Source organism: Pedococcus bigeumensis (genome assembly GCF_039531795.1).
Classification (GTDB): Bacteria; Actinomycetota; Actinomycetes; order Actinomycetales; family Dermatophilaceae; genus Pedococcus; species Pedococcus bigeumensis.
The window spans coordinates 304,734-326,656 of sequence record NZ_BAAAQS010000001.1 but is presented as its reverse complement, the minus strand read 5'-3'; the positions used below and the strand labels follow the sequence as shown (position 1 = coordinate 326,656).

Sequence of the window (21,923 nt, the reverse complement as noted above, 5' to 3'; positions counted from 1 at the left end):
GGTTGGACGTGCTGGCGGGATGGAGCCGAGCGGGCGCTCAGGCGGCTTGGACGACGGGCAGCCCGGATGCGGCGGCGTGCTCGGTGAAGCTGTCGTCGACAGCGACCACGGAGGTGCCGCGGGCGGCCAGGACCGACGCTGCCACCGATGCGCGGTAGCCGACGCCGCAGTGCACCCAGACCTCGCCGTCGGGGATCTCGTCGACCCGGGCGAGCAGCTCGTGCAGTGGGATGTTGACCGCGCCCTCGATGTGCCCGTCGGCGTATTCGGAGGTGCGGCGGACGTCCAGCACGGCGACCTGGCGGTGGTGCCGCACCTGCGCGAGGTCGGCGAAGACGGCCCGCCCGAACGTCCCGAGCGGGCGGTCGGTCCACTCCTCGGGGCCGCCGGTGGCGGCACCATGAAGCTGGTCGATGCCGATGCGCACCAGCTCGCGCTGGGCCTCGGCCACCTGCTCCGGGCTGTCGCCGAGCAGCGTCAGTGGCGTGCCCCACGGGATCAGCCACCCGAGGTAGGTGGCGAACTGGCCGTCGAGCCCGAAGTTGAAGGTGCCGGTGACGTGGCCCGCCGCGAACGCCGTGCGGGTGCGCAGGTCGACCACCCACTCGCCGGCCGTGATGCGTGCCGCCAAGGCATCCTTGTCGGCCTGCTCGGGTGCCGACAGGTCGGGAGCGCTGGGCCCGGAGCTGTTCAGGGGGGCCATGTGCGCGTAGTAGGCGGGGTAGGCATCCAGACCGGCGAGGGTGTCGGCGACCCACTGCTCCTCGTCCTGGGTCAGTGCGGGGTTCTGACGCTTCTCGGTCCCGATCGTGGACGCGATGGCATCCCCGGTGGACCCGGCTGAGCAGAACGACCCGAACCCGTGCGTCGGCAGGACGTGGGTGCGCTCCGGCAGCTCCTCGGCGAGGCGGTGCGCCGAGGCGAACTGGTGGTGCACCAGGTCGTGGGTGTGCGTGTGGCCGAGCAGGTCCGGCCGGCCGGTGGCGCCGAAGAGCAACGACCCGCCGGTGAACACCCCGATCGGCTCGAGCTCACCGCCGGCACCCGGGGCCGCCTCCAGGGCGTAGGACAGGTGCGTGAAGGTGTGGCCGGGAGTGGCGATGGCCCGCACCCGCATCGTGGGCGACACGTCGACGACGTCACCGTCGCTGATCGGCGAGCGGGCGTACGACACCTCATCCGCTGCGTTGACGTGGTACCGCGCGCCGGTCGCCTCGGCGAGCGCGAGGCCGCCGGTGACGTAGTCGTTGTGGATGTGCGTCTCGAAGACCTCCGCGATCCGCACGCCGGCCTCCGAGGCGACGGCCAGGACGCGGTCGATGTCGCGCTGCGGGTCGATGACGACGGCCAGCTGACCGTCGTGGGCCAGGTAGGAGCGGTCCCCGAGGGTGGGGGTGTCGATGGGGATGATGACCGGGAGGCCAACACTCGTGGCGGTGCTGATCATGGGGGTCCTTCCTCGACCTGGTGCAGTCGGCGCGGGCAGAGTGGATACCTGGCGGGGTATCTGACAGAGCCAACGGTAGTACCCCTGGGGGCATTCCCTCAAATCGAGGAACCTTACTTCTCAGGTACCCTATGGGGTATGCAGCCGCCTCGGGAATGCGCACGAGTGCTGGAGCGCTGCATACCCCAGCAGGTATATCCTCAGCCTCAGCAGACCAAGGAGAAAGCATGAGCACCACAACCCTCACCGGCCAGAACTTCGAGTCCACCATCACCGCGGGCGGCATCGTCCTCGTCGACTTCTGGGCCTCCTGGTGCGGTCCGTGTCGCCAGTTCGCGCCGGTGTTCGAGGCCTCGTCGGCCAAGCACGACGACATCGTCTTCGGCAAGGTCGACACCGAGGTCGAGCAGGCCCTCGCCGGCGCGGCAAGGATCACGTCCATCCCGACACTGATGGCGTTCCGTGACGGGATCCTCGTGTTCTCCCAGCCCGGAGCCCTCCCGGCGGCAGCGCTCGAGCAGGTCATCGAGGGCGTCCGCGCCCTCGACATGGGCGAGGTCCGCGCCCAGCTCGCCGCCCAGCAGCAAACCGCCTGACAACCGCCGAGCACCCTCAGAAGGAGCACGCCATGGGCTACGCCCTGAGCACCACCGTCGACCGGCCGTTCGAGCAGGTCCTGGCGGCCACCCGCTCGGCCCTCGCCGACCAGGGGTTCGGGGTCCTCACCGAGATCGACCTCGCGGGCACGCTCAAGGCCAGGATCGGCGCCGAGATCCCCTCTCAGGTCATCCTCGGCGCCTGTCGCCCCCCGCTCGCCCACGCTGCGGTCTCGGTGGAGCCGTCCATCGGGCTGCTCCTGCCGTGCAACGTGGTCGTTCGCGCCCTGAAGGACGGTGAGACCCTCGTCGAGGCCCTGGACCCAACCGTCATGGTCACGATGACCGGCAACCAGGCCCTCTCCGACGTCGCCAGCGAGGCCCGCGAGCTGCTCACCAATGCCCTGGTGTCCCTCGACGGCACCCTCACCACCTGACCTCGTCAACGCGCCCGGTCCGCGTGGTCCCGCCCCACCCATCCCCTGCCCCAGCCCAACCCGAAGGACGACCCATGGTCACGCTCAACCCCGACGACATGACTCCCGTCATCAACCGGCTCCGCCGCGCCCAAGGCCAGCTCGGCGGTGTCATCCGCCTCATCGAGGAAGGCCGGGACTGCAAGGACGTCGTCACCCAGCTGGCGGCCGTCAACCGCGCCCTCGACCGCGCGGGGTTCGCCATCGTCTCCACCGGCATGCGCCAGTGCCTCACCTCGCCCGACGGCGTCAACGCGGAGGACCAGGCCGCCATGGAGAAGCTGTTCCTCACCCTGGCCTGACCTGGGACAGGCCGACCGGCCGACCGGCCGTGCGCGTCTCAGACGTTGAAGCGGAACTCCACGCCTCAGCCGTCCTGACATAGCCGATGAGCGCGCATGCGTGTCATGACGTGAAGTGAGTCCATCGGTCGCCGTCCCAGAAGCGCCACTGCGCCTCCCTCCAAGGGTCCGGATGCCACATCGGCGCGGCCTTTCGTCGTGGAGGGTGCCTTCGCCTCCACAACCCGAACCCGATCAGAGCCACTCCGGCCACGAGCGCAGGAACCGCCATGAAGTAGAGGGATAGAGCAAACATCCCGGCGGCGTCGGTCCCATCTTCAGGCTGCGCCCAGACCCAGCTACCGACCACCGCGAACAGGATGCCCGCCGTCAGCGAGGTAGCACCCCAGCCGAGCGCGGGCCGATTCCAAGGGATCGGGCCGCGGGGCGCCTCCTGTGGGGTCACATCCGCAGGATAGGCGCAGCCCCTCGCCAACGTCCGCTCATGCCGCGTTGAGCGAGCTCGAATCCTTGCCAAAAGTGGAGGACCTTAGAGGGGCGTCCGGGGATACTCTCCCCACGTGGATACGAAGCAGGAGTCGTCGCCGGTGACCGTGGCACACGCTCGCCACCAGCTGCTCGTCATCGCTGCCGTATCGGCACTCGGGCTTGGATTCATCGTTTTCGGACTCCTTCAGCAGATGATTCCCATGCTGGCGTGCGTCGTGGCTTTCGGGCTGTTGCTCACCTTCAGCCTCGATGAAAGTCCCCCCGGCGGGATTGAACGCCACCTCACTCGACGGCCTGTGTCGAGTCCTCTGGACTGGCGCGTGCGTGAGCTGGGACAGCGAGCGAACTGGCCCGTCGAGTTCGCTATCTGGGTCCGTCGAGTGCTGGTTGCGTTGGCCATTGTGTGGATCGCGCTCACCGAACTCCGGGGGTAGGCAACGTCCGCTCATGCCGCGATGCGGGCGGTACTGCTACTTCTTGCCGCCCGTCCCTGACGCCTGTTGGAAGCGGAACTCGACCACGTCGCCGTCGGACATCACGTAGTCCTTGCCCTCCATGCGGACCTTGCCGGCGGCCTTCGCCGCGGCCATCGAGCCCATCGCGTCGAGGTCCTCGTAGGACACGATCTCGGCCTTGATGAAGCCGCGCTGGAAGTCGGTGTGGATGACCCCGGCCGCCTGCGGCGCGGTCCAGCCCCGGCCGATCGTCCACGCACGGGACTCCTTGGGGCCGGCCGTGAGGTAGGTCTGCAGCCCCAGCGTGTGGAAGCCGGTGCGGGCGAGCTGGTCGAGCCCGGACTCCTCGGCGCCGAACGACTCGAGCAGCTCCATGGCCTCGTCCGGATCCATGTCCATGAGGTCCATCTCGAGCTTGGCGTTGAGGAACACCGAGTCGGCGGGCGCCACCAGCGCCCGCAGCGACTCCTGCAGCTCGGCGTTGGACAGCTGGTCCTCGTCGAGGTTGAACACGTAGATGAACGGCTTGGTCGTCAGCAGGCCCAGGCCCCGCGCCTCGGCGAGGTCGACCCCGGCAGCGGCGCCCGCGGCATACAGGGTGTGGCCCTCCTCGAGCACCTTCTGCGCCGCCACGGCGTTGTCGAGGGTGGCCTTCTTCTCCTTCTGGATCCGCGACTCCTTCTCGAGCCGCGGCACGGCCTTCTCGAGGGTCTGCAGGTCGGCGAGGATCAGCTCGGTGTGGATCGTCTCGATGTCGGACTCGGGCGAGACCTTGCCGTCGACGTGGACGACGTCGCCGTCCTCGAACGCCCGCACCACCTGGCAGATCGCGTCGGCCTCCCGGATGTTGGCGAGGAACTTGTTGCCCAGGCCCTCGCCCTCCGACGCCCCGCGCACGATGCCGGCGATGTCGACGAACGACACGGTCGCGGGCAGGATGCGCTCGGAGCCGAAGATCTCGGCCAGCCGCTTCAGGCGCGCGTCCGGCAGCGGGACCACCCCGACGTTCGGCTCGATCGTCGCGAACGGGTAGTTCGCCGCGAGCACGTTGTTCTTGGTCAGGGCGTTGAACATCGTGGACTTGCCCACGTTGGGCAGGCCGACGATTCCGATAGTGAGAGCCACAAGGCCGAGAGTCTACCGGCGGTCCGGAGCCGACCCCGACACGCAACCTTTGCTAGCACAGGTTAGTGCTTGATGGACAGGTTGCATGCTGTCCACGACTGGGCAAGCTTTGCTAGCAAAGGTTGCGTGCACACCCAGGTCAGTGCAGGTCGAACCGTGCCTCGAGGACGTGGTCGAGGACATGGGTCGGTATGTCGCGGACGTGCCTCACGCGGCACGCGGCCAGGGCCGCCTCGGCCGCGGCCACTGCGGCCTCGGCGCCGGCCAGGATCTCGCGCACCTCGTCGATCTCGAGCTTGATGCCCGGCTTCTCGAGGGCGCTCGCCTGCGCCCACTGCGTCTGGAGCGCCCGCAGCTGGGCCAGCACCTGGTCGCGCTGGACCTTGGCCTGGTTGACCGCCAGCGCCTGTGCGGCGCAGAGGTCGATGCGGTGGTCGACGACCAGGGCCCCGCTGAGCCGCCAGTCCTGGGTGAGCACGGTCTGGCTTCCGATGGTGATGCTCTGCTGGAACGTCAGCCCGAGGTCCTTCGTGGTGGTCGTGCTCGCGAACTCCGCACCGATCTCGTCGTCGAGGTTCAGCGAGCCGACGCCCACCTTGACCTTCTCCCACCACGTCATCTCGTCCGAGCCGGCGCTGTGCACGGCCGAGCTCGCCTCGTCGCGCACGGCCGCGGTGGCCGCCGCGACCACCTCGTCGTCGTCGCTCGCGAGCTCGAGCAGGTGGGCCGCGACGGCGTCCGGCAGGGCCTCGACGTACCGGTTGTAGGCCGCGACCACCACGTGGTCCGGGGTGTCGTCGTTCTCCAGCAGCGAGACCACCGCGATGGCCTTGCGGAGCGTGTCCCCGGCGTCGAGCTGGGTCCGCACCGTCCCCGCGGCGGCCGGCACCGCGAGCCCCGTCCCGGCGGTGACGTTCTGTGCCAGGACGGTCCGCGGAGTGTGGGGGTGGTTGGCACGCACCGGTGTCGGCGTGCCGATGGTCTGGTCGGTGACCCACATCAGCACCGGCCACAGGTAGGGCTCGGAGCCCCCCGAGGCGTCCCCCTGCACCCGGCACTGCAGGTGGTCCAGCCTGAGCTCGATCTTCGTCATGACAACTCCCCCCAGTTGGTGTGTCGGAAAGGAGACGCGACGAGCCGCCCAGATACCTCCCGGGGTCAGGCTCCCGGGGTCAGGCTCCTGCGAGCGGCGACGCGGACGGCGGGACCGGCGGCGGCGCTGACGCCCTGGCCAGCTGCCGCGACAGGGCCACCAGCCGACCTTCGCTGTCCCAGACCTCCGCGTCCTCCTCGAGGAAGCCCCCGGCCAGCGTGCGGTTGGTGAGGCTGACCCGCAGCCAGCCGGGCGCCGGACGCGCCCGCACGTGCGCGGTGAGCTCGAGGGTGGGCGTCCACCCGGGCAGCCCCAGCTCGAACGCGACCGGCGGCAGGGCGTCGACCGCCAGGAGCAGCAGGAGCGGGTCAGGCTCGCGACCGTCGGCCATCCGCAGCCACCCCCGGATGACACCGTTGCCCGACGGCTTGCCGACCGCCCAGCCGGTGGTGGCCGGGTCGAGGCGCATGTCGAGCCGCTGGAGCAGTGAGGCGTGCTTGAGGAAGTCCGGCGGCGCCTGGGCCGCCGAGACGCAGCGGTCCGGCGGGGGCAGGTCCGGCGGCTGCGCCGACGTGGTGAGGTCCCCGTCGACCGACGCGAGGTCGCCGTAGGTCGCGAGGAAGCGCACCCGCTCGACCTCGCCACCCCCGCCGTCGTCCTGCAGCAGCGAGGCCTGGCCGGTCGACACGGCCCGGCCCCGGCGGACCACGGAGGTGCGCACGGTCGCGGGCCCGGGCGCACCAGGCGTCAGGTAGTAGGCGCTGATCGCCAACGGGTCGGGATGGGCCGGACGGTCGCCGTCCGCGGTGCCGAACTCCGCGGCGAGCGCCCGACCGGCGATGGCCAGCAACACCCCGCCGTTGACTCCCCCGCCGATCCGCCAACCCTCGCCGAGGGCCGCGTCATAGACCCCGTCCTCGCCGTCTCGTGCCGAGACCGCTGACCCCGCGTCGAACTCGCTGGCCCCGTTGACCACTCGCTGCTCCCATCCGTGCGCTGCGCGGCATACCTGACGTCACTGGAGGGTATGCCGCGCGGCGGCCGGTCAGGGCGTGGCCGTGGCGTCCGCCACGTCCCCCGCTGCGGCGGTCGTGGTCGGGGCTGGCTGGGGCTGCGTCGGCTCGGTCGTGGACGCGGTCGGGTCGGTGGTGCCAGTCGGCCCCGACGAGCTGCTCGAGGACGACGACGACCCGGAGGCGGTCGAGGAGGAGCTGGACGCCGGCGGGCCACCGGTCGAGGAGCCGCTCGCGCCCGTGGTGGGCGACGTCGTGCCGGCCGGGCCGGTCGACGTCGACGCGGTGGGCGTGCTGCCCGTCGTCGGCTCCACCCAGGCCGGGTCCTTCTGGACGATGGCCAGGATCTGGCGCTCGAACTCGGTCAGCCGCTCCTGCAGCTCGCTGAGCGGGACGTCCTGGATCGAGTCGCCGAAGGCGGAGATCTCCTTCCACAGCGCCGCGAGCTCGGCGCTGCTCTGGGCGCTGAGGGGGCCCGACAAGGTCACGACGAGCTGGGTCGCGAGCGCCTGGGTGACGCACTGGACGCAGCCGTAGTTGACGGCCGCGGCGACGTTCTCGGGGACGACGACGTCGGCGTTCCCCACGATCAGGACGACCTGGAAGGCGACGGCCACGGTCTGGCACCCGGTGCAGGACGCCAGGGCATACGCCTCGTTGGTGTTCGCCACCGTGTCCCCGTCGGCCCAGACCAGGGCGAACGCGACGTCGTAGAGCGCGGAGCCGTCCTTGGTGTTGACGGCCATCGCCTGGTTGCCGCCCTCACCCGGCGGCAAGGGGCGGTTGAACGGGAAGACCCATGTGGGCAGCTGCTGGCCGCCGGCCGCCGCCTGGCCGCCGCGCGGCACCATGACGACCGCCAGCTGCGGCGACTCCGCCGTGGGCAGCGCCGCGCCCTGCGGCCACACCGCACGGCCCGCGCCCTGACGGCCCTCCTGCAGCGTGGTCGGGGTGCCCGAGCGCAGCGTGCTGGAGACCCCGTCGGCCAGGGTGCCCCGCTCGTAGGCCTGGATCGGTCGGTAGGTGCCCGGCTGCGGCCACCAGGACCAGGCCAGCCCGGCCACCACGGCCAGCGCGACCAGGCCGGCCACCGCGCGCCGCACCGGACGGTCCTCGGTGGCCCGCCAGGTGCCGGCCACGACCTGCTTGGCGACGCGGGAGACGATGAACACGACGCCCAGCACCGGCAGGGCGATGGCGACGATCGACAGCACCCGCACCACCACGGCGAGCACGTCGCCGTCGGCGAGCTGGGTCTCGAGCCGCGCCCACTGCCGCCCGACGGAGGCCCACGCCGTGCCGGCTACGCGCGGGAAGCTCAGGACCATCATCACGAGGGAGAACAGCAGGACGGGCACCACGAGGACGACCCACGTGGTGACCACGGCCCTGGCCCAGGGCTTGAGCACCCTGGCCCCCGGGTCGTTCCAGTGTCGGGGGAGCAGGCCCACGAGCGTCGGCTTGATCCGGTGGTAGAGGTCGGGCACCCCGGTGACGTCGGCGAGGACGTGGTAGCCGTCGAACCGCACGAGGGGGGCCAGCTGGCGCACCATCTGGAGCACCTGGGTCGCGATGATCAGCAGGATCGCGTCCCAGCCCGTGCCCCACCAGACGCCGAACATCGCCACCGCGACGATGGCGTTGAAGTAGAGGCCACCGAGGTCGGTGCGCACCCGTCCCGCCCGACCGAGCCGGTAGCTGTCGGTGACGTCGGTGTAGAACGCCGGCCACACGAGGTAGAGGCCGGTGCCCATCGCCCCCGGTGTCGAGCCGCCGTAGCGAGCGGCCGCCGCGTGCCCGAACTCGTGGAAGCCGGCCGAGACGACGGTCAGCGCGAACACGGCCAGCAGCAGGGCCGGCTGGGCGAACGCCTGGTGGGTGGCCGACGCGAGTCCCTTGTGCAGGAGCACCCAGCCGCACACGGCGAGGAACGCGGCGACCAGGACCACCACGACGACTGGCGCGAAGAGCCAGGCGAAGGGGGCGGTGATCCGCCTGGTGGCCTCCGGGTCGGACACGACGTACTTGAACCGCAAGGCCAGCAACGGGTTCGAGCGCCGGACCTCCGGCTCCGAACCGTCCGCCTTCGTGAGGACGCCGAGGGTGCGCAGCCTGTCGCACAACGTCTCGGCGTCCGCCTCGGACACCTGGCGTCCCACGGCGGCGCCCACGGCGTCGGCCACCTGCGCGTGGGTCCGCCGACCGTCCACCTGCGCCAGCACGGCATACAGCAGCGGGGTCAGCTGGATCGCCTGGCCGTCGCCCCGGCGCACGAGCGCAGGCGCGACGCGGTAACCCGAACCGGGCACCTCCCCGAGGAGCTGCACCCCGTCGGCGCGCACGGGCACCGCACCCCCACCGTGCGGTGGGGGCGCGGCCGCCTCGTCGTGGACGTCGGCGGGTGCGTCGGGGGCACCCGGCCCCTCGAAGGGAGTCACGTCAGCGAGAGCTCGCGCCGACTACTGGGAGATGTCTGACGACTGGTCGGTCGTCGCATCCGCGTCGGCGTCGATGTCCTGGACGATGATCGCGTCCTGCTGGGCCAGCGCCACGGCGTCGGAGTCGATCGACCCGATGTTCGCGGCCACCGCGGCGTCGATCGGCGCCGCGACGTTGGCGTTCGCCGCCACCGCGCCGGCGATCGGCGCGGCGAGGTCGAGGTCGGCGGCGAGGTCGACGTCGACGTTGAGCAGGTTGCCGTCCAGCGCACCGGCGCTGGTGGCCGCCCTGGTCGCATCGGTCGGGGTCGTCGCGCCGTCGGTCGGGGCCGTCGTGGCATCGGTGGGCACGTCCGTCGCCGGCGCCTCGGCGGCCTGGTCGATCGTGGAGTCCTGCCCGGCATCGGCCACGGCCTCGCCGGTGATGCCCTGGTCGATCAGGACGCCCTGGTCCGCCATGGCCTGGGCCTCGGAGCCGGCGGACAGGATGTTCGCACCCACGGCAGCGTCGATCGGCGCCGCCACGTTGGCGTTGGCCGCCACCGCGAGGTCGATCGGCGCAGCGGCGTCGAGGCCGATGTCGAGGTCGGCGTTCAGGTCGAGGAGGCTGATGACCTCCTTGTCGGGCAGGGCGGTGCCGCCCTCGGCGGCCAGCTCGTCCGCGGTCAGCGGCGGCATGCTCGAGTCAGTCATGGTGCACTCCGTGTCGACGGTTTCCCCCGGCCCAATGACCCCGCGAGACTACCCCGTCCCTGGCCGGTGGCGCACCTCGGTCGGCGCCCTGACCTGCGGCGATGGTGCTGACAGGCTGGCCCAGCAGGGCGCACCACGGCAGCCGGCCTTGCCGACCGGCCGCCCGCGGCACGCCCGGTCGACCTCACCTCACAGCGCCGGGAGCCCGTCCTCGAGGTATGCCGTGGGGCCGCCATGGGCGGCGAGGAAGGCGAGCAGCCGCTGGTTGTACGGCGCCACCCGCTGCTCCCACTCCTCCTCGTCGGCGAAGTGCAGCGCGCGGATCTCCCTGCGCTCCAGGGTGGTCCGTGCGATCAGGCCGGTGTCGGCGACACCGAGGTCGAAGACGAAGACGGTGGCGTCGTTCCAGCCGCGCCACGGTGGCAGCCAGTTGACCGCGAGCAGGGCCCGCACCTCGACGTCGATCGCGAGCTCCTCCCTGACCTCGCGGACCACGCACTCGGCCGGCGACTCCGAGGGGTCGACGACGCCGCCGGGCAGGTCCCACTCGGCCTTGTAGGTGAGCTCGCAGAGCAGCACGCGGCCGTCGGGGTCGCGCAGCACGCCCTGGGCGATGGCGCGCTTGGTGGGCAGCGAGGAGTTGAGCAGCGCGATGAAGCCCTCGCGGCTGTCGGGCTCGGCGTCGTCGCGCAGGCGCGCGAGCACCATCGTGTCGACCCGGCGGCCCGGACCGGCCAGCGCGCCGCGGGCGACGCCTTCCTTGCGCAACCCGGCACGCACCGCCGCACGGACTCCCGGCCGGTCGACGACCGGCACCCGTGCCTCGACGCGGTGCACCTCGAGCGTGTCGAACGTCCAGGCGATGGCCAGCCGCAGGGCCCGCTCGATGATGCCGACCTCGCGGTACTCGGCCACGACGGCCCAGATCAGGTCGGCGTCGCCGGACCCGTCCTCGATGACCTCGACGCGCCCCACCTGCTCGCCTTCCCAGACGACCTCGAACGCGGCGCTGCCGTCGTCCTCGACCGGCAGGCCTCGCAGGACGAGGTCGTCACCGTCGGTCAGCTCTGCGATGGGCACCCGGCCAGCCTAGACACGGCTGTCGGCGCCAGGTGGGATGGTCCTGTCCATGGAACTCGTGGGCATCCTCATCCTCGGTCTGGTCGTCGGTGGCGCCGCCGGGTGGTGGAGCGCGCGCGGGTCTGCTGCCGCGGCCCTCGCGTCGGCGCGCACCGAGGTCGACCTCCTGCGCGAGCGCGTGGTCGACCTCGAGGCTGCGGTCTCGGACGACGCCCAGACCGCCGCAGCCCTCGCTCCCCTGCGCGACGCCCTGGTGCGGGTCGAGCAGCAGGTCGGCACGCTCGAGCGCGACCGCACCAGCCAGTTCGCGGCGCTCGAGACGACCATGGCCGCGGTGCACGAGTCCACCACCGCCCTGGGTCGCCAGACCCAGTCGCTGGCCGGCTCCCTCAACTCCTCGACGGTCCGCGGGGCCTGGGGCGAGGTCCAGCTGCGCCGGGTGCTCGAACACGCCGGCATGCTCGCGCGGTGTGACTTCGACGAGCAGGTGAGCCGGGTGAGCCGGCACCAGCGCCAGGTGCGCCCCGACGTCGTCGTGCGCCTGCCCGGCGACAAGTACCTCGTCATCGACTCCAAGGCACCGATGGGAGCCTTCCTCGGCGCCCAGGCCGACGACCTGCCCGCGGCCGAACGAAGGGAGCTCTTGCGGTCGCACGCCGCGTCGCTCAAGTCGCATGTCACGGCGCTCGCGGCCAAGGACTACTGGACCGCGTTCGAGAACTCGCCCGAGATGGTGGTCTGCTTCGTCCCGAGTGACGCCATGCTTGCGGCCGCCCTGTCGGCCGACCCGGCCCTGCACGAGGACGCCATGTCACGTCGCGTCGTGCTCGTTGGTCCTGGCGCGCTGCTCGCGCTGCTGCGGACGGTCGCGTTCACCTGGCAGCAGGACGCCCTGACCGCGCACGCCCGCGAGGTCATGACCCTGGGACGCGACCTCTACGACCGGTTGGGCACCCTCGGCAGCCACACCATGCGCATGGGCACCGCGCTGCAGCGCTCGGTCGAGGCCTACAACCAGATGGTCGGCGCCCTCGAGTCCCGGGTGCTGGTCTCGGCCCGGCGGATGCACGAGGCCGGGGTCGTCGAGCGGCCACTGCCCACCCCCCTACCGCTCGAGACCGGCCCCAGGGTGCTCACCGCGATGGAGCTGATCGAGGCCGCCACGGCCGACGCCGAGCGTCCTCAGCTGGACTTCGACGACCCCGAGCTGCCGCCGAGGTGGACCGGCAGGGAGTCGACCGCGTAGACGATCGACTGGTCGCGGAACTGCAGCGACTCGGGTGCGGCCGCGAGCGCCAGCTCCGGGAAGCGGCGGACCAGCCGGGGAAAGGCGATCCGCAGCTCGAGCCGGGCCAGCTCGGCGCCGACACAGCGGTGGAACCCGTAACCGAACGCCACGTGCGAGGACGGCGGCCGGTGGGGGTCGAAGGAGCCGAGGTCGGGGCCGATCCGGTGGTCACGGTCGGCCCGGCTGAGGGCCGCGATGACCACGTCGCCCTTGTGGATCGTCTTACCGAAGAGCTCGAGGTCCTCCTTGGCGAACCGCGGGAAGGCGATCTGCACGACGCTGAGGTAGCGCAGCATCTCCTCCACGACGCGGTCGATGGAGGTGTCGTCGTCACGGACCAGCTCGAAGTGCTTGCGGTCGCGCAGCAGGACCAGCGATCCCAGGGCGAGCATGCTGGCCGTGGTCTCGTACCCGCCGGTGAAGACGCCGTCGGCGAGCCCGGCGACCTCCTCGTCACTGACGTCGTCGCCCACCGCCGCGAGGATCCTGCCCAGGAGGCCGTCACCCGGGTCGACCCGCTGCTTGCGCGTGGCGTCGAGCAGGAAGAGCTGGCTCTGTGAGATCGCCCCGAAGGCGCCGGCACCGCCCGCGGTGACGTCGAACCGCGCGTGGCTCAGGCTCCGGAACCGCTCTCGGTCCCCCACCGGGAGCCCGAGCAGCTCGCAGATGACGAGGAACGGGATCGGGAAGGCGAAGTGCTCGACGAGGTCGACGACCGGTCCGTGGGCCTCCATCCGGTCGAGCTGGTCATCGACGATGGCCTCGATCCGCGGGGCCAGCCGGTTGATCCGGCGCATGGTGAACTCGGGCGTGAGCAGGGCCCGCAGCCGGGTGTGCTCGGGCGCGTCGGTGAAACCCAGACCCCCGACGCTGGCTCCGGCCGCGCCCACGTAAGGCCGGATGTCGTTGCTGAACCGGCGCTGGTCGGCCAGGACGGCCTTGACCTCCGCGTGGCCCGAGACGAGCCAGATGTTCATCCCGAACATGTGCGCCAGCCGGTGGACCGGCTCCGGCGCGCTGGTGCCGATCCGGTGCACGGGATCGAGGCCGGAGCGCCGTAGTGGGCGCAACAGCCGCCGGGGTACGGCTTCCAGGCTCGTCAGGTCGACGGGGCCGCCGCCCGTGGCCCGGGCGATGAGCCGCTGCGTGAGGCGCGCCCGCGCAGTGGTCAAGCCGATCATGGGTCAGACGGTACCCGCGTGGCGGCGTCCCCACGGTCAGGCTGGCAGTTCCGGGACCGCGTCGTGACCGAAGCCTGCGGTCCGCCCCTCGACGGCTTGCCACCCCTTGCCTCCCGATGCCCGAAATGTTCCGGCGAGTGCGGCGCAGGGGGCAACGAGTCGGCGTCCGCGACGACCCCCGAGTGGCCGGCAGCCGGTCGTCACCCGAATGGCCGGCAGCCGGTCGTCACCCGAGGACGAGGTGCCAGACGCTGCCGTCGTCGAAGTGCGTGACCCACACACCGTCGGCGCTGGGGGCGACCACCGCGGGACCGGGCCCCACCTGGAGGCGTTCGACCGCCTGGCTCGACGTGGTGTCGATCCGGGTGACGAGGTCGCCCACGTCGTCGGGCACCCACACCCAGGCGCCGTCGGCCGAGGCCTTGAGGTTCACCGGGCTGGCACCTGCGGGGGCGGGCGGGCCCACCGGAGCGAGGGTGGTCGCGTCGAGGCCGGTCACGGTGCCGGACCTCACGTTGGAGACCCAGACCCTGCCCTTGGTCGCCGCGACGTAGCCGGCCGTCCGTCACCTTGCCTCAGTGGAGTAAGCCGGCCTCTTCGAACGCGCCGTCGTGCCGCATCTTGTCGCTCAGCCCACGGGCCTTGAGGTCGCGCCGGATCTCGTTGGGCAGCGAGAAGAGCAGGCTCTCCTCGGCAGCCACCACGGGCAACACGTCGGCATAACCACGCTCGCCGAGGTAGGCGAGGACGTCGCGCACCAGCAGCTCGGGCACGGACGCCCCCGAGGTGACCCCCACCGTCGAGACCCCCTCGAGCCACGCCTCGTCGATCTCGTCGGCGTAGTCCACCAGGTGGCCGGCCCGCGAGCCGTGCTCGATCGCGACCTCGACGAGCCGCACCGAGTTGGACGAGTTGCGCGAGCCCACGACGATCATCAGGTCGCACTCCGGCGCCATCTGCTTCACGGCCAGCTGGCGGTTCTGGGTGGCGTAGCAGATGTCGTCGCTGGGCGGGTCCTGCAGCGACGGGAAGCGCTCCCGCAGCCTGCGCACCGTCTCCATCGTCTCGTCGACCGACAGCGTGGTCTGGGAGAGCCAGACCACCTTCTCCGGGTCGCGGACCGTCACGTTGGCGACGTCGTCGGGACCGTCGACCAGGGTGATGTGCTCGGGGGCCTCACCCGAGGTGCCGACGACCTCCTCGTGCCCCTCGTGGCCGATCAGCAGGATGTCGAAGTCGTCGCTGGCGAAGCGGACCGCCTCGCGGTGCACCTTGGTGACCAGCGGGCAGGTCGCGTCGATCGTCTTGAGGTTGAGGGCCTTGGCCTCCTCGTGGACCACCGGGGCCACCCCGTGGGCGGAGAAGATGACGGTCGCACCCTCGGGCACCTCGTCGGTCTCCTCGACGAAGATCGCGCCGCGCTTCTCCAGCGTCGTGACCACGTGCTTGTTGTGGACGATCTCCTTGCGGACGTAGACCGGCGGCCCGTAGAGCTCGAGGGCCTTCTCGACGGTCACCACGGCCCGGTCGACGCCTGCGCAGTACCCGCGCGGGGCAGCCAGCAGCACGCGCTTGGTGGCCTGGTCAGTCGTCTGGGTCATGGCTCCATCGTAGGTGGCCGTCGTCGGCCACCCCAATCCGCCGGCGGGGTATGCCGCGTGGTCACCACGCGGCATACCGCCCACTGCCGGCCGTGGCGCGCGGGTGTGGGCGCGTCCCGGTGACGGCCCCACCTCCTAGAGTGGGCGCGTGAGCGGCCCAGACCAGCGACCGGCGCTGCCCGAGAAGGCCGCCGACACCTCGGCGGAGTCGCCGTGGCCGGTGCGGCTGCTGAGCATGCGCATCGCGGAGTACGTCGAAAAGATGTCGGTGCTCTGGGTCGAGGGCCAGGTCGTCCAGCTGACCCGTCGCCCGGGCCAGCGCACCGCCTACCTCACGCTGCGCGATCCCGATGTCGACATGTCGCTCTCGGTCGCGATCCAGGTCAATGCCCTCGACGCCATGGCGACTCCCCTCACCCAAGGGGCCCGGGTCGTCCTGCAGGCCAAGCCGGTCTTCTGGACCCAGCGTGGCTCGCTCATGCTCGACGCCCGCCAGATCCGGCCCGTCGGGGTCGGCGAGCTCCTCGCCCGGGTCGAGCACCTCAAGCGCACCCTCGCCTCGGAGGGCCTGTTCGACGCCGACCGCAAGAAGCCGTTGCCGTTCCTGCCGCGCAGGGTCGGGCTCGTCTGCGGGCGGGCCGGTGCCGCCGAGAAGGACGTCGTCGAGAACGCCCGCCGCCGCTGGCCCACGGTCCGCTTCGAGATCCGCGAGGTCGCAGTGCAGGGCGGCAACGCGGTGCAGGAAGTGATGGCCGCGCTCCAGGAGCTCGACGGCCGTCCCGATGTCGACGTCATCGTCATCGCCCGCGGGGGCGGCTCGGTCGAGGACCTCCTGCCGTTCAGCAACGAGGCCCTGGTCCGCGCGGTCGCGGCCGCCCGGACCCCGGTGGTCTCGGCGATCGGCCACGACGTCGACACCCCCCTGCTCGACCACGTGGCCGACTGGCGCGCCTCCACCCCCACCGATGCGGGAAAGCGGGTGGTGCCCGACGCCCAGGCCGAGCGACACGGTGTGCGCCACTCGCGCGACCGCGGCCGGCGCGCGCTGCAGGCACGGATCGCCAGCGAGCGACGCCACCTGATCGCCCTGCGCTCGCGCCCGGTCATGGCCCGGCCGGCGGCGATGATCGACGCCCGGCGCCAGGAGCTCGACGCCCTGACCGACCGCGCCCACCGCCGGGTCCTCGCGTCGGTCCACCGCGCCGCGGACCAGATCGCCCACCTCCGGGCCCAGGTCAGCACCCTCTCGCCGCTGTCGACCCTCGAGCGTGGTTATGCCGTGGTGCAGCACCGCGACGGGCGCGTGGTCATGGACCAGGCCGACGTGACGGTCGACGAGGTGCTCCGGGTGCGGGTCGCGCGGGGCGACTTCGCCGCGCGCGTCGTCGGCCTCCCGGGCTCCTCCGGTTAGGCTCCTCCACCATGGCCAAGGGAGCAGACAAGGCGACGCCCGCCGTCGGGACCGACAGCACCGTCGAGACGGGCGGCGCCTTCGACGACGTCGCCGACCTGTCCTACGAGCAGGCCCGCGACGAGCTGATCGGCGTGGTCGCCCAGCTCGAGGGCGGCCAGCTCGGCCTCGAGGAGAGCATGCGCCTGTGGCAGCGCGGTGAGGCCCTGGCGGCGCACTGCAGCACGTGGCTCGACGGGGCCGAGGCCGCCCTCACCCAGGACGACGACGCGGACCCGACCCGCTGACGACTTCCCGCCGGGTGACCCACCCAGAGTTCGTCAGCGAGGGTTCGTCAGCGAGGGTTCGTCAGCTGGTCGGGACGGGGCGGAGCGTCTCGGCGAAGGCGGTCAGCTCGTCGAAGGTGCCCGTGCCGGTCACGATCGTCGTGAGCTCGGCCGGGGTCTGCGCGCGGTGGACGAGGCTGTTCTGCACCTTGCCGCTGCGGACGTAGGTGCCCCAGGTCTGGCCGGCCGCCTGCACGTCACCGGTCTTGGTGGCGCGGTTGGTCTGCGCGGACACCCACTCGTCGGTGGCGTCCTTGGTCTGCTCGATGGCGATGTAGTTGCCGGTGGGTGACTGGTAGCCGGCGTGCCAGGTCATCAGGCCGCCGGTGGAGCGGACGTAGCGCACGCTGGTGGCCTTCCACCCGTCGGGCAGGGCCTCGGGGCGCTCGATCGGCCACCCGCTCGTCCTGGCCACCTCGACCGAGGCCCCGGCCACGTCGACGGGAGGCTGCGAGACGCTGTTGACCCGGGGCACGATGGCGATGAGGGCAGCCACGATCACGCCGATCACGACCAGCGACCGGACCATGTTGGCCACGGAGCCGTTGGCGTAGGAACTGCGGGGCGCTGGCGTGCTCACGCCCCCATCGTCCACGACCGGGGCACCCCGGCGCCAACTGCCCCCTCCACCGATAGGCTGCGGGCGCTCACCCGCCGTCGCGTGAAGGATCGATGCATGTCCGAGCAGCACCTCCCCTCCTCCTTGCGCGTCGGTGTCGAGGCGCCCGACCGCAACCTCGCCCTCGAGCTCGTGCGGGTGACCGAGGCGGCCGCGATGGCCGGCGGTCGCTGGGTGGGGCGAGGCGACAAGAACGGCGCCGACGGGGCCGCGGTCGAGGCCATGCGGGCGCTGATCAGCACGGTCTCGATGAAAGGTGTCGTGGTCATCGGTGAGGGCGAGAAGGACGACGCCCCGATGCTCTACAACGGCGAGGAGGTCGGCGACGGCGTCGGCCCCGAGTGCGACGTGGCGGTCGACCCGATCGACGGCACGACGCTGACCGCCAAGGGGCAGTCCAACGCCGTGTCGGTGCTGGCAGTCTCCGACCGCGGCAGCATGTACGACCCGTCCGCGGTGTTCTACATGGACAAGCTCGTGACCGGCCCGGAGGCGGCCGACGTCGTCGACATCCGTCTGCCCGTGGCCGAGAACATCAAGCGGATCGCCAAGGCCAAGAAGGAGACCGTCGAGGACGTCACGGTGGTCATGCTCGACCGCCCGCGCCACCAGAAGCTGGCCGCAGAGGTGCGCGACGCCGGGGCGCGGCTGCGGTTCATCTCCGACGGTGACGTCGCCGGCGCGATCATGGCGGCCCGCGACGACACCGGCATCGACCTGCTGCTGGGGATCGGCGGGACCCCCGAGGGGATCATCACCGCCTGTGCCATCAAGTGCCTCGGCGGGGTCATCCAGGGTCGGCTGTGGCCGCAGGACGACGACGAGCGTCAGCGCGCCGTCGACGCCGGTCACGACCTCGACCGGGTGCTGTCGACCGACGACCTCGTCACCGGCGAGAACTGCTTCTTCGTGGCGACCGGCATCACCGACGGCGAGCTGCTCAAGGGCGTCCGCTACCGGGCGGGAGGCGCCACGACCCACTCCTTGGTGATGCGCTCCAAGTCAGGCACGATCCGGCTGATCGAGAGCCACCACCAGCTGGCCAAGCTGCGCGCCTACTCGTCCGTGGACTTCGACCACGCCGGTCCCGGGAGTGCGTCGTGAGCCCCCGGCTGCTCGTGGTCGGCGAGGCGCTGGTCGACATCGTCGCCGACTCCTCCGGGAAGCGCACCGAGCACGTCGGCGGCAGTCCCGCGAACGTGGCCATGGGCCTGGCCCGGCTGGGTCACGACGTCGACTTCGCGGGCTGGCTCGGCCACGACCCGCGAGGCGAGCGGATTGCCGCCCACCTGGCCGGCCACGGCGTCCACGTCCTCCCGGAGAGCTTCGGCGCCGACCCCACGTCCACGGCGGTGGCCACGCTCGACGAGAGCGGGGCCGCCTCCTACGAGTTCGACCTGCACTGGGACCTGCCCGAGATCGACCTCGTGGAGGGCACCGGACACGTCCACACCGGCTCGATCGCCACGGTCCTGCTGCCCGGCGCCGCCAGCGTCACCGCCGCGCTCCGGGCCGTCCGGTCCCAGGGCACGGTCTCCTACGACCCCAACATCCGGCCGAGCATCATGGGCGACCTCGACCCCGTGCGCGACCGGGTCGAGGAGCTGGTGGCCCTGAGCGACGTGGTCAAGGCGAGCGAGGACGACCTCGCGCTGCTGTATGCCGGCCAGTCGCCCGAGCGGGTGATGGCCGCGTGGGTGGGGCTCGGGGCCTCGGTCGCGGTGGTCACCCTCGGTGCCGACGGCGTCGTCTACCGGGTGGCCGGCGACCCCGGACTCGGCCGCGCGGGCACCCGGGCGGAGCACGTCGTCGACACCGTGGGCGCCGGAGACTCGTTCATGGCCGGACTGGTCTCCGGGCTCGTGGTCGCCGGACTGCTCGGCGACCCGGGTGCGCGCGACCGGCTGCGCAGCGCGACACTGGAGGAGGTCCGGCCCGCGGTCGAGCGTGGTCTGGCCACCAGTGCCGTGACCGTCGGCCGAGCCGGTGCGTACGCCCCGGCACTGGACGAGCTGTAGCACCACCCGACGACCACTGGGCTGACCGGCGGCAGCGCCGCCGCGAGACCCGAGGACAGGAGCACGACGACCCGATGGCCGAGTTCGAGTACGAAGACCTGCTGCCGATCGGTCCCGACCAGACCGAGTACCGGCTGCTGACCACCGAAGGCGTCTCCACGGTCGAGGGCCCCGGCGGTCGCACCTTCCTCCAGGTCGAGCCCGAGGCGCTGCGCAGGCTGACGGAGACGGCCATGCACGACATCGCGCACTACCTGCGCCCCGCGCACCTGGCCCAGCTCCGCCGGATCATCGACGACCCGGAGGCCAGCAACAACGACAAGTTCGTGGCGCTCGACCTGCTCAAGAACGCCAACATCGCCGCGGGTGGCGTGCTGCCCATGTGCCAGGACACCGGCACGGCGATCGTCATGGGCAAGCGGGGCCAGCAGGTCCTCACGCCGGGCTCCGACGAGCGAGCCATCGCCCAGGGTGTCTACGACGCCTACACCCGGCTCAACCTGCGCTACTCGCAGATGACCCCCATCACGACGTGGGAGGAGCAGAACACCGGCTCCAACCTGCCGGCCCAGATCGAGCTCTACGCCGACACGGCCGAGGGGCACGAGACGGCATACAAGTTCCTGTTCATGGCCAAGGGTGGCGGCAGCGCGAACAAGTCGTTCCTCTACCAGGAGACCAAGGCGGTCCTGAACCCCGAGCGCATGCTGGCCTTCCTCGACGAGAAGCTCCGCAGCCTCGGCACGTCGGCCTGCCCGCCCTACCACCTGGCCATCGTCATCGGCGGGACCAGCGCCGAGTTCGCCCTGAAGACAGCGAAGTACGCGTCGGCCAAGTACCTCGACGAGCTGCCGCGCGAGGGCTCGGTCACCGCCCACGGCTTCCGCGACACCGAGCTGGAGGAGCAGGTCCTCGAGCTGACCCGCAACTTCGGGATCGGGGCGCAGTTCGGTGGCAAGTACTTCTGCCACGACGTGCGCGTGGTGCGACTGCCCCGACACGGCGCCTCCCTGCCCATCGCCATCGCCGTCTCCTGCTCGGCCGACCGACAGGCCCTCGGCAAGATCACCCCCGAGGGAGTCTTCATCGAGGTGCTCGAGAAGGACCCGGCGCGGTTCCTGCCCGAGACCACTGACGAGCACCTCGAGGACGAGGGCGACGACGTGGTGCGCATCGACCTCAACCGGCCGATGGACGAGATCCGGGCCGAGCTCACCAAGTACCCCGTCAAGACCAGGCTGTCCCTCTCCGGACCGCTGGTGGTCGCCCGCGACATCGCGCACGCCAAGATCAAGGAACGGCTCGACGCCGGCGACGGCATGCCGCAGTACCTCAAGGACCACGCCGTCTACTACGCCGGTCCGGCCAAGACCCCTGAGGGCTACGCGAGCGGGTCGTTCGGCCCGACCACCGCCGGCCGGATGGACTCCTACGTCGACCAGTTCCAGGCGGCCGGTGGCTCGATGGTGATGCTGGCCAAGGGCAACCGCTCCAAGCAGGTCACCGACGCGTGTGCCGCCCACGGCGGGTTCTACCTCGGGTCGATCGGCGGTCCCGCGGCCCGGCTCGCCCAGGACTGCATCAAGTCGGTCGAGGTGCTCGAGTACCCCGAGCTCGGCATGGAGGCGGTGTGGAAGATCGAGGTCGAGGACTTCCCCGCGTTCATCGTCGTCGACGACAAGGGCAACGACTTCTTCGCATCCACGATCAAACCGATGGCCATGTCCATCCCGAAACGACCGGGGCTACTGTGACCGAACAACACGCTGCCAACAAGGGATTCGACGACCTCCTCGAGGCCAACCGCGCCTACGCCACGACCGACTTCGCGACCGGCGGCTTCGACGGCATCGCCCATGCCGGCGTCGCCATCGTCACGTGCATGGACTCCCGGATCGACCCGCTGCGGTTGGTCGGGCTCGAGCCCGGCGACGCCAAGATCTTCCGCAACCCCGGCGGACGCGTCACCGCCAACGCGCTCGAGGCCCTCGTGCTCGGCGTGCACCTGCTCGGGGTCGACCGCATCCTCATCGTCCCCCACACCCGCTGCGCCATGGCGAGCAGCACCGAGGCCGAGCTGCGCGAGCGGGTCGGCGCATCCGCCGGCCAGGACGCGTCGTGGCAGGGCTTCCACGTCGTCGAGGACCAGCGCGCGGCGCTGATGGCCGACGTGCGGGCGGTGCGGTCGCACCCGCTGATCGGCGACCAGGTCGCCGTGGGCGGTTTCATCTACGACGTCGACACCGGGCTGCTCGAACGGCTGGTCTGAGCG

General features: G+C 71.5%; 22 protein-coding genes. 11 read left to right on the top strand and 11 right to left on the bottom strand.

Annotation, left to right across the window (positions count from 1 at the left end; genetic code table 11):
* Positions 1–37: 37 nt before the first annotated feature.
* Positions 38–1,447 carry a rhodanese-like domain-containing protein gene (locus ABD262_RS01615; RefSeq protein ID WP_344130132.1) on the bottom strand — a complete coding sequence of 470 codons (1,410 nt, stop codon included), beginning with the start codon at positions 1,445–1,447 and terminating at the stop codon, positions 38–40.
* Positions 1,448–1,674: 227 nt separating this feature from the next.
* Between ABD262_RS01615 and trxA the strand changes: the two genes are divergently transcribed.
* The 4 genes from trxA (at position 1,675) to ABD262_RS01595 (ending at position 3,744) form a co-directional block, all read left to right on the top strand.
* The gene (trxA, locus tag ABD262_RS01610) at positions 1,675–2,043 is read left to right on the top strand and encodes a thioredoxin (protein WP_344130129.1); all 369 of its coding nucleotides are present in this window, start codon (positions 1,675–1,677) and stop codon (positions 2,041–2,043) included.
* Between the two features lie 32 nt (positions 2,044–2,075).
* Positions 2,076–2,480 (top strand): DUF302 domain-containing protein, encoded by a 405-nt coding sequence (locus ABD262_RS01605; protein WP_344130126.1) that lies wholly within the window; start codon positions 2,076–2,078, stop codon positions 2,478–2,480.
* Between the two features lie 74 nt (positions 2,481–2,554).
* Positions 2,555–2,821: a metal-sensitive transcriptional regulator gene (locus tag ABD262_RS01600; RefSeq protein ID WP_344130124.1), complete on the top strand. Its 267-nt coding sequence runs from the start codon at positions 2,555–2,557 to the stop codon at positions 2,819–2,821.
* Between the two features lie 560 nt (positions 2,822–3,381).
* Positions 3,382–3,744 carry a hypothetical protein gene (locus ABD262_RS01595; protein ID WP_344130121.1) on the top strand — a complete coding sequence of 121 codons (363 nt, stop codon included), beginning with the start codon at positions 3,382–3,384 and terminating at the stop codon, positions 3,742–3,744.
* 36 nt (positions 3,745–3,780) lie between these two features.
* Here ABD262_RS01595 and ychF read toward each other — a convergent pair whose 3' ends face one another.
* The 6 genes from ychF to ABD262_RS01565 all read right to left on the bottom strand — a co-directional run bounded on the left by ychF (position 3,781) and on the right by ABD262_RS01565 (position 11,207).
* Positions 3,781–4,890: a redox-regulated ATPase YchF gene (ychF, locus tag ABD262_RS01590; RefSeq protein ID WP_344130119.1), complete on the bottom strand. Its 1,110-nt coding sequence runs from the start codon at positions 4,888–4,890 to the stop codon at positions 3,781–3,783.
* Positions 4,891–5,029: 139 nt separating this feature from the next.
* A complete protein-coding gene (locus tag ABD262_RS01585; RefSeq protein ID WP_344130116.1) occupies positions 5,030–5,983 on the bottom strand; it encodes a hypothetical protein in 954 nt (317 codons plus the stop codon).
* 79 nt (positions 5,984–6,062) lie between these two features.
* Positions 6,063–6,959, bottom strand: a complete 897-nt coding sequence (locus ABD262_RS01580; RefSeq protein ID WP_344130113.1) for a thioesterase family protein — start codon at positions 6,957–6,959, stop codon at positions 6,063–6,065.
* A 69-nt stretch (positions 6,960–7,028) separates the two neighbouring features.
* Positions 7,029–9,434, bottom strand: a complete 2,406-nt coding sequence (locus ABD262_RS01575; protein ID WP_344130110.1) for a zinc metalloprotease — start codon at positions 9,432–9,434, stop codon at positions 7,029–7,031.
* A 21-nt stretch (positions 9,435–9,455) separates the two neighbouring features.
* Positions 9,456–10,127, bottom strand: coding sequence for a peptidoglycan-binding protein (locus ABD262_RS01570; protein ID WP_344130107.1), 672 nt, complete (start codon positions 10,125–10,127; stop codon positions 9,456–9,458).
* A gap of 189 nt (positions 10,128–10,316) precedes the next feature.
* Positions 10,317–11,207, bottom strand: a complete 891-nt coding sequence (locus ABD262_RS01565; RefSeq protein ID WP_344130104.1) for an NUDIX hydrolase — start codon at positions 11,205–11,207, stop codon at positions 10,317–10,319.
* Positions 11,208–11,256: 49 nt separating this feature from the next.
* Here ABD262_RS01565 and ABD262_RS01560 point away from each other — a divergent pair, with 49 nt between their 5' ends.
* Positions 11,257–12,453 carry a DNA recombination protein RmuC gene (locus ABD262_RS01560; protein ID WP_344130101.1) on the top strand — a complete coding sequence of 399 codons (1,197 nt, stop codon included), beginning with the start codon at positions 11,257–11,259 and terminating at the stop codon, positions 12,451–12,453.
* Here the strand turns inward: ABD262_RS01560 and ABD262_RS01555 are convergent.
* The 3 genes from ABD262_RS01555 to ABD262_RS01545 form a co-directional block, all read right to left on the bottom strand.
* Entirely contained in the window at positions 12,390–13,676 is a 1,287-nt protein-coding gene (locus ABD262_RS01555; protein WP_344130098.1) for a cytochrome P450, read from the bottom strand. The genes ABD262_RS01560 and ABD262_RS01555 overlap by 64 nt on opposite strands.
* A gap of 226 nt (positions 13,677–13,902) precedes the next feature.
* Complete coding sequence (locus ABD262_RS01550) at positions 13,903–14,190, bottom strand: YncE family protein (RefSeq protein WP_344130095.1); 288 nt, start codon at positions 14,188–14,190, stop codon at positions 13,903–13,905.
* Between the two features lie 61 nt (positions 14,191–14,251).
* On the bottom strand, positions 14,252–15,277 hold the full coding sequence (locus ABD262_RS01545; protein WP_344130092.1) for a 4-hydroxy-3-methylbut-2-enyl diphosphate reductase: 1,026 nt from the start codon (positions 15,275–15,277) through the stop codon (positions 14,252–14,254).
* A gap of 148 nt (positions 15,278–15,425) precedes the next feature.
* Here ABD262_RS01545 and xseA point away from each other — a divergent pair, with 148 nt between their 5' ends.
* Entirely contained in the window at positions 15,426–16,688 is a 1,263-nt protein-coding gene (gene xseA / locus ABD262_RS01540) for an exodeoxyribonuclease VII large subunit (protein ID WP_344130089.1), read from the top strand.
* 11 nt (positions 16,689–16,699) lie between these two features.
* Entirely contained in the window at positions 16,700–16,975 is a 276-nt protein-coding gene (locus ABD262_RS01535) for an exodeoxyribonuclease VII small subunit (RefSeq protein ID WP_344130087.1), read from the top strand.
* 61 nt (positions 16,976–17,036) lie between these two features.
* Here ABD262_RS01535 and ABD262_RS01530 read toward each other — a convergent pair whose 3' ends face one another.
* Positions 17,037–17,594, bottom strand: a complete 558-nt coding sequence (locus ABD262_RS01530; protein ID WP_344130084.1) for a DUF4245 domain-containing protein — start codon at positions 17,592–17,594, stop codon at positions 17,037–17,039.
* 96 nt (positions 17,595–17,690) lie between these two features.
* On the opposite strand from ABD262_RS01530, the gene glpX reads away from it, so the two are divergent.
* From glpX to ABD262_RS01510, 4 genes are all read left to right on the top strand, one after another.
* Complete coding sequence (gene glpX, locus ABD262_RS01525) at positions 17,691–18,737, top strand: class II fructose-bisphosphatase (protein ID WP_344130081.1); 1,047 nt, start codon at positions 17,691–17,693, stop codon at positions 18,735–18,737.
* Positions 18,734–19,651, top strand: coding sequence for a carbohydrate kinase family protein (locus ABD262_RS01520; protein ID WP_344130078.1), 918 nt, complete (start codon positions 18,734–18,736; stop codon positions 19,649–19,651). Before glpX ends, ABD262_RS01520 begins: the two co-directional genes overlap by 4 nt.
* Positions 19,652–19,725: 74 nt before the next feature.
* Entirely contained in the window at positions 19,726–21,405 is a 1,680-nt protein-coding gene (locus ABD262_RS01515) for a fumarate hydratase (RefSeq protein ID WP_344130075.1), read from the top strand.
* Positions 21,402–21,920, top strand: coding sequence for a beta-class carbonic anhydrase (locus tag ABD262_RS01510; RefSeq protein WP_344130072.1), 519 nt, complete (start codon positions 21,402–21,404; stop codon positions 21,918–21,920). Before ABD262_RS01515 ends, ABD262_RS01510 begins: the two co-directional genes overlap by 4 nt.
* Positions 21,921–21,923: the final 3 nt, after the last annotated feature.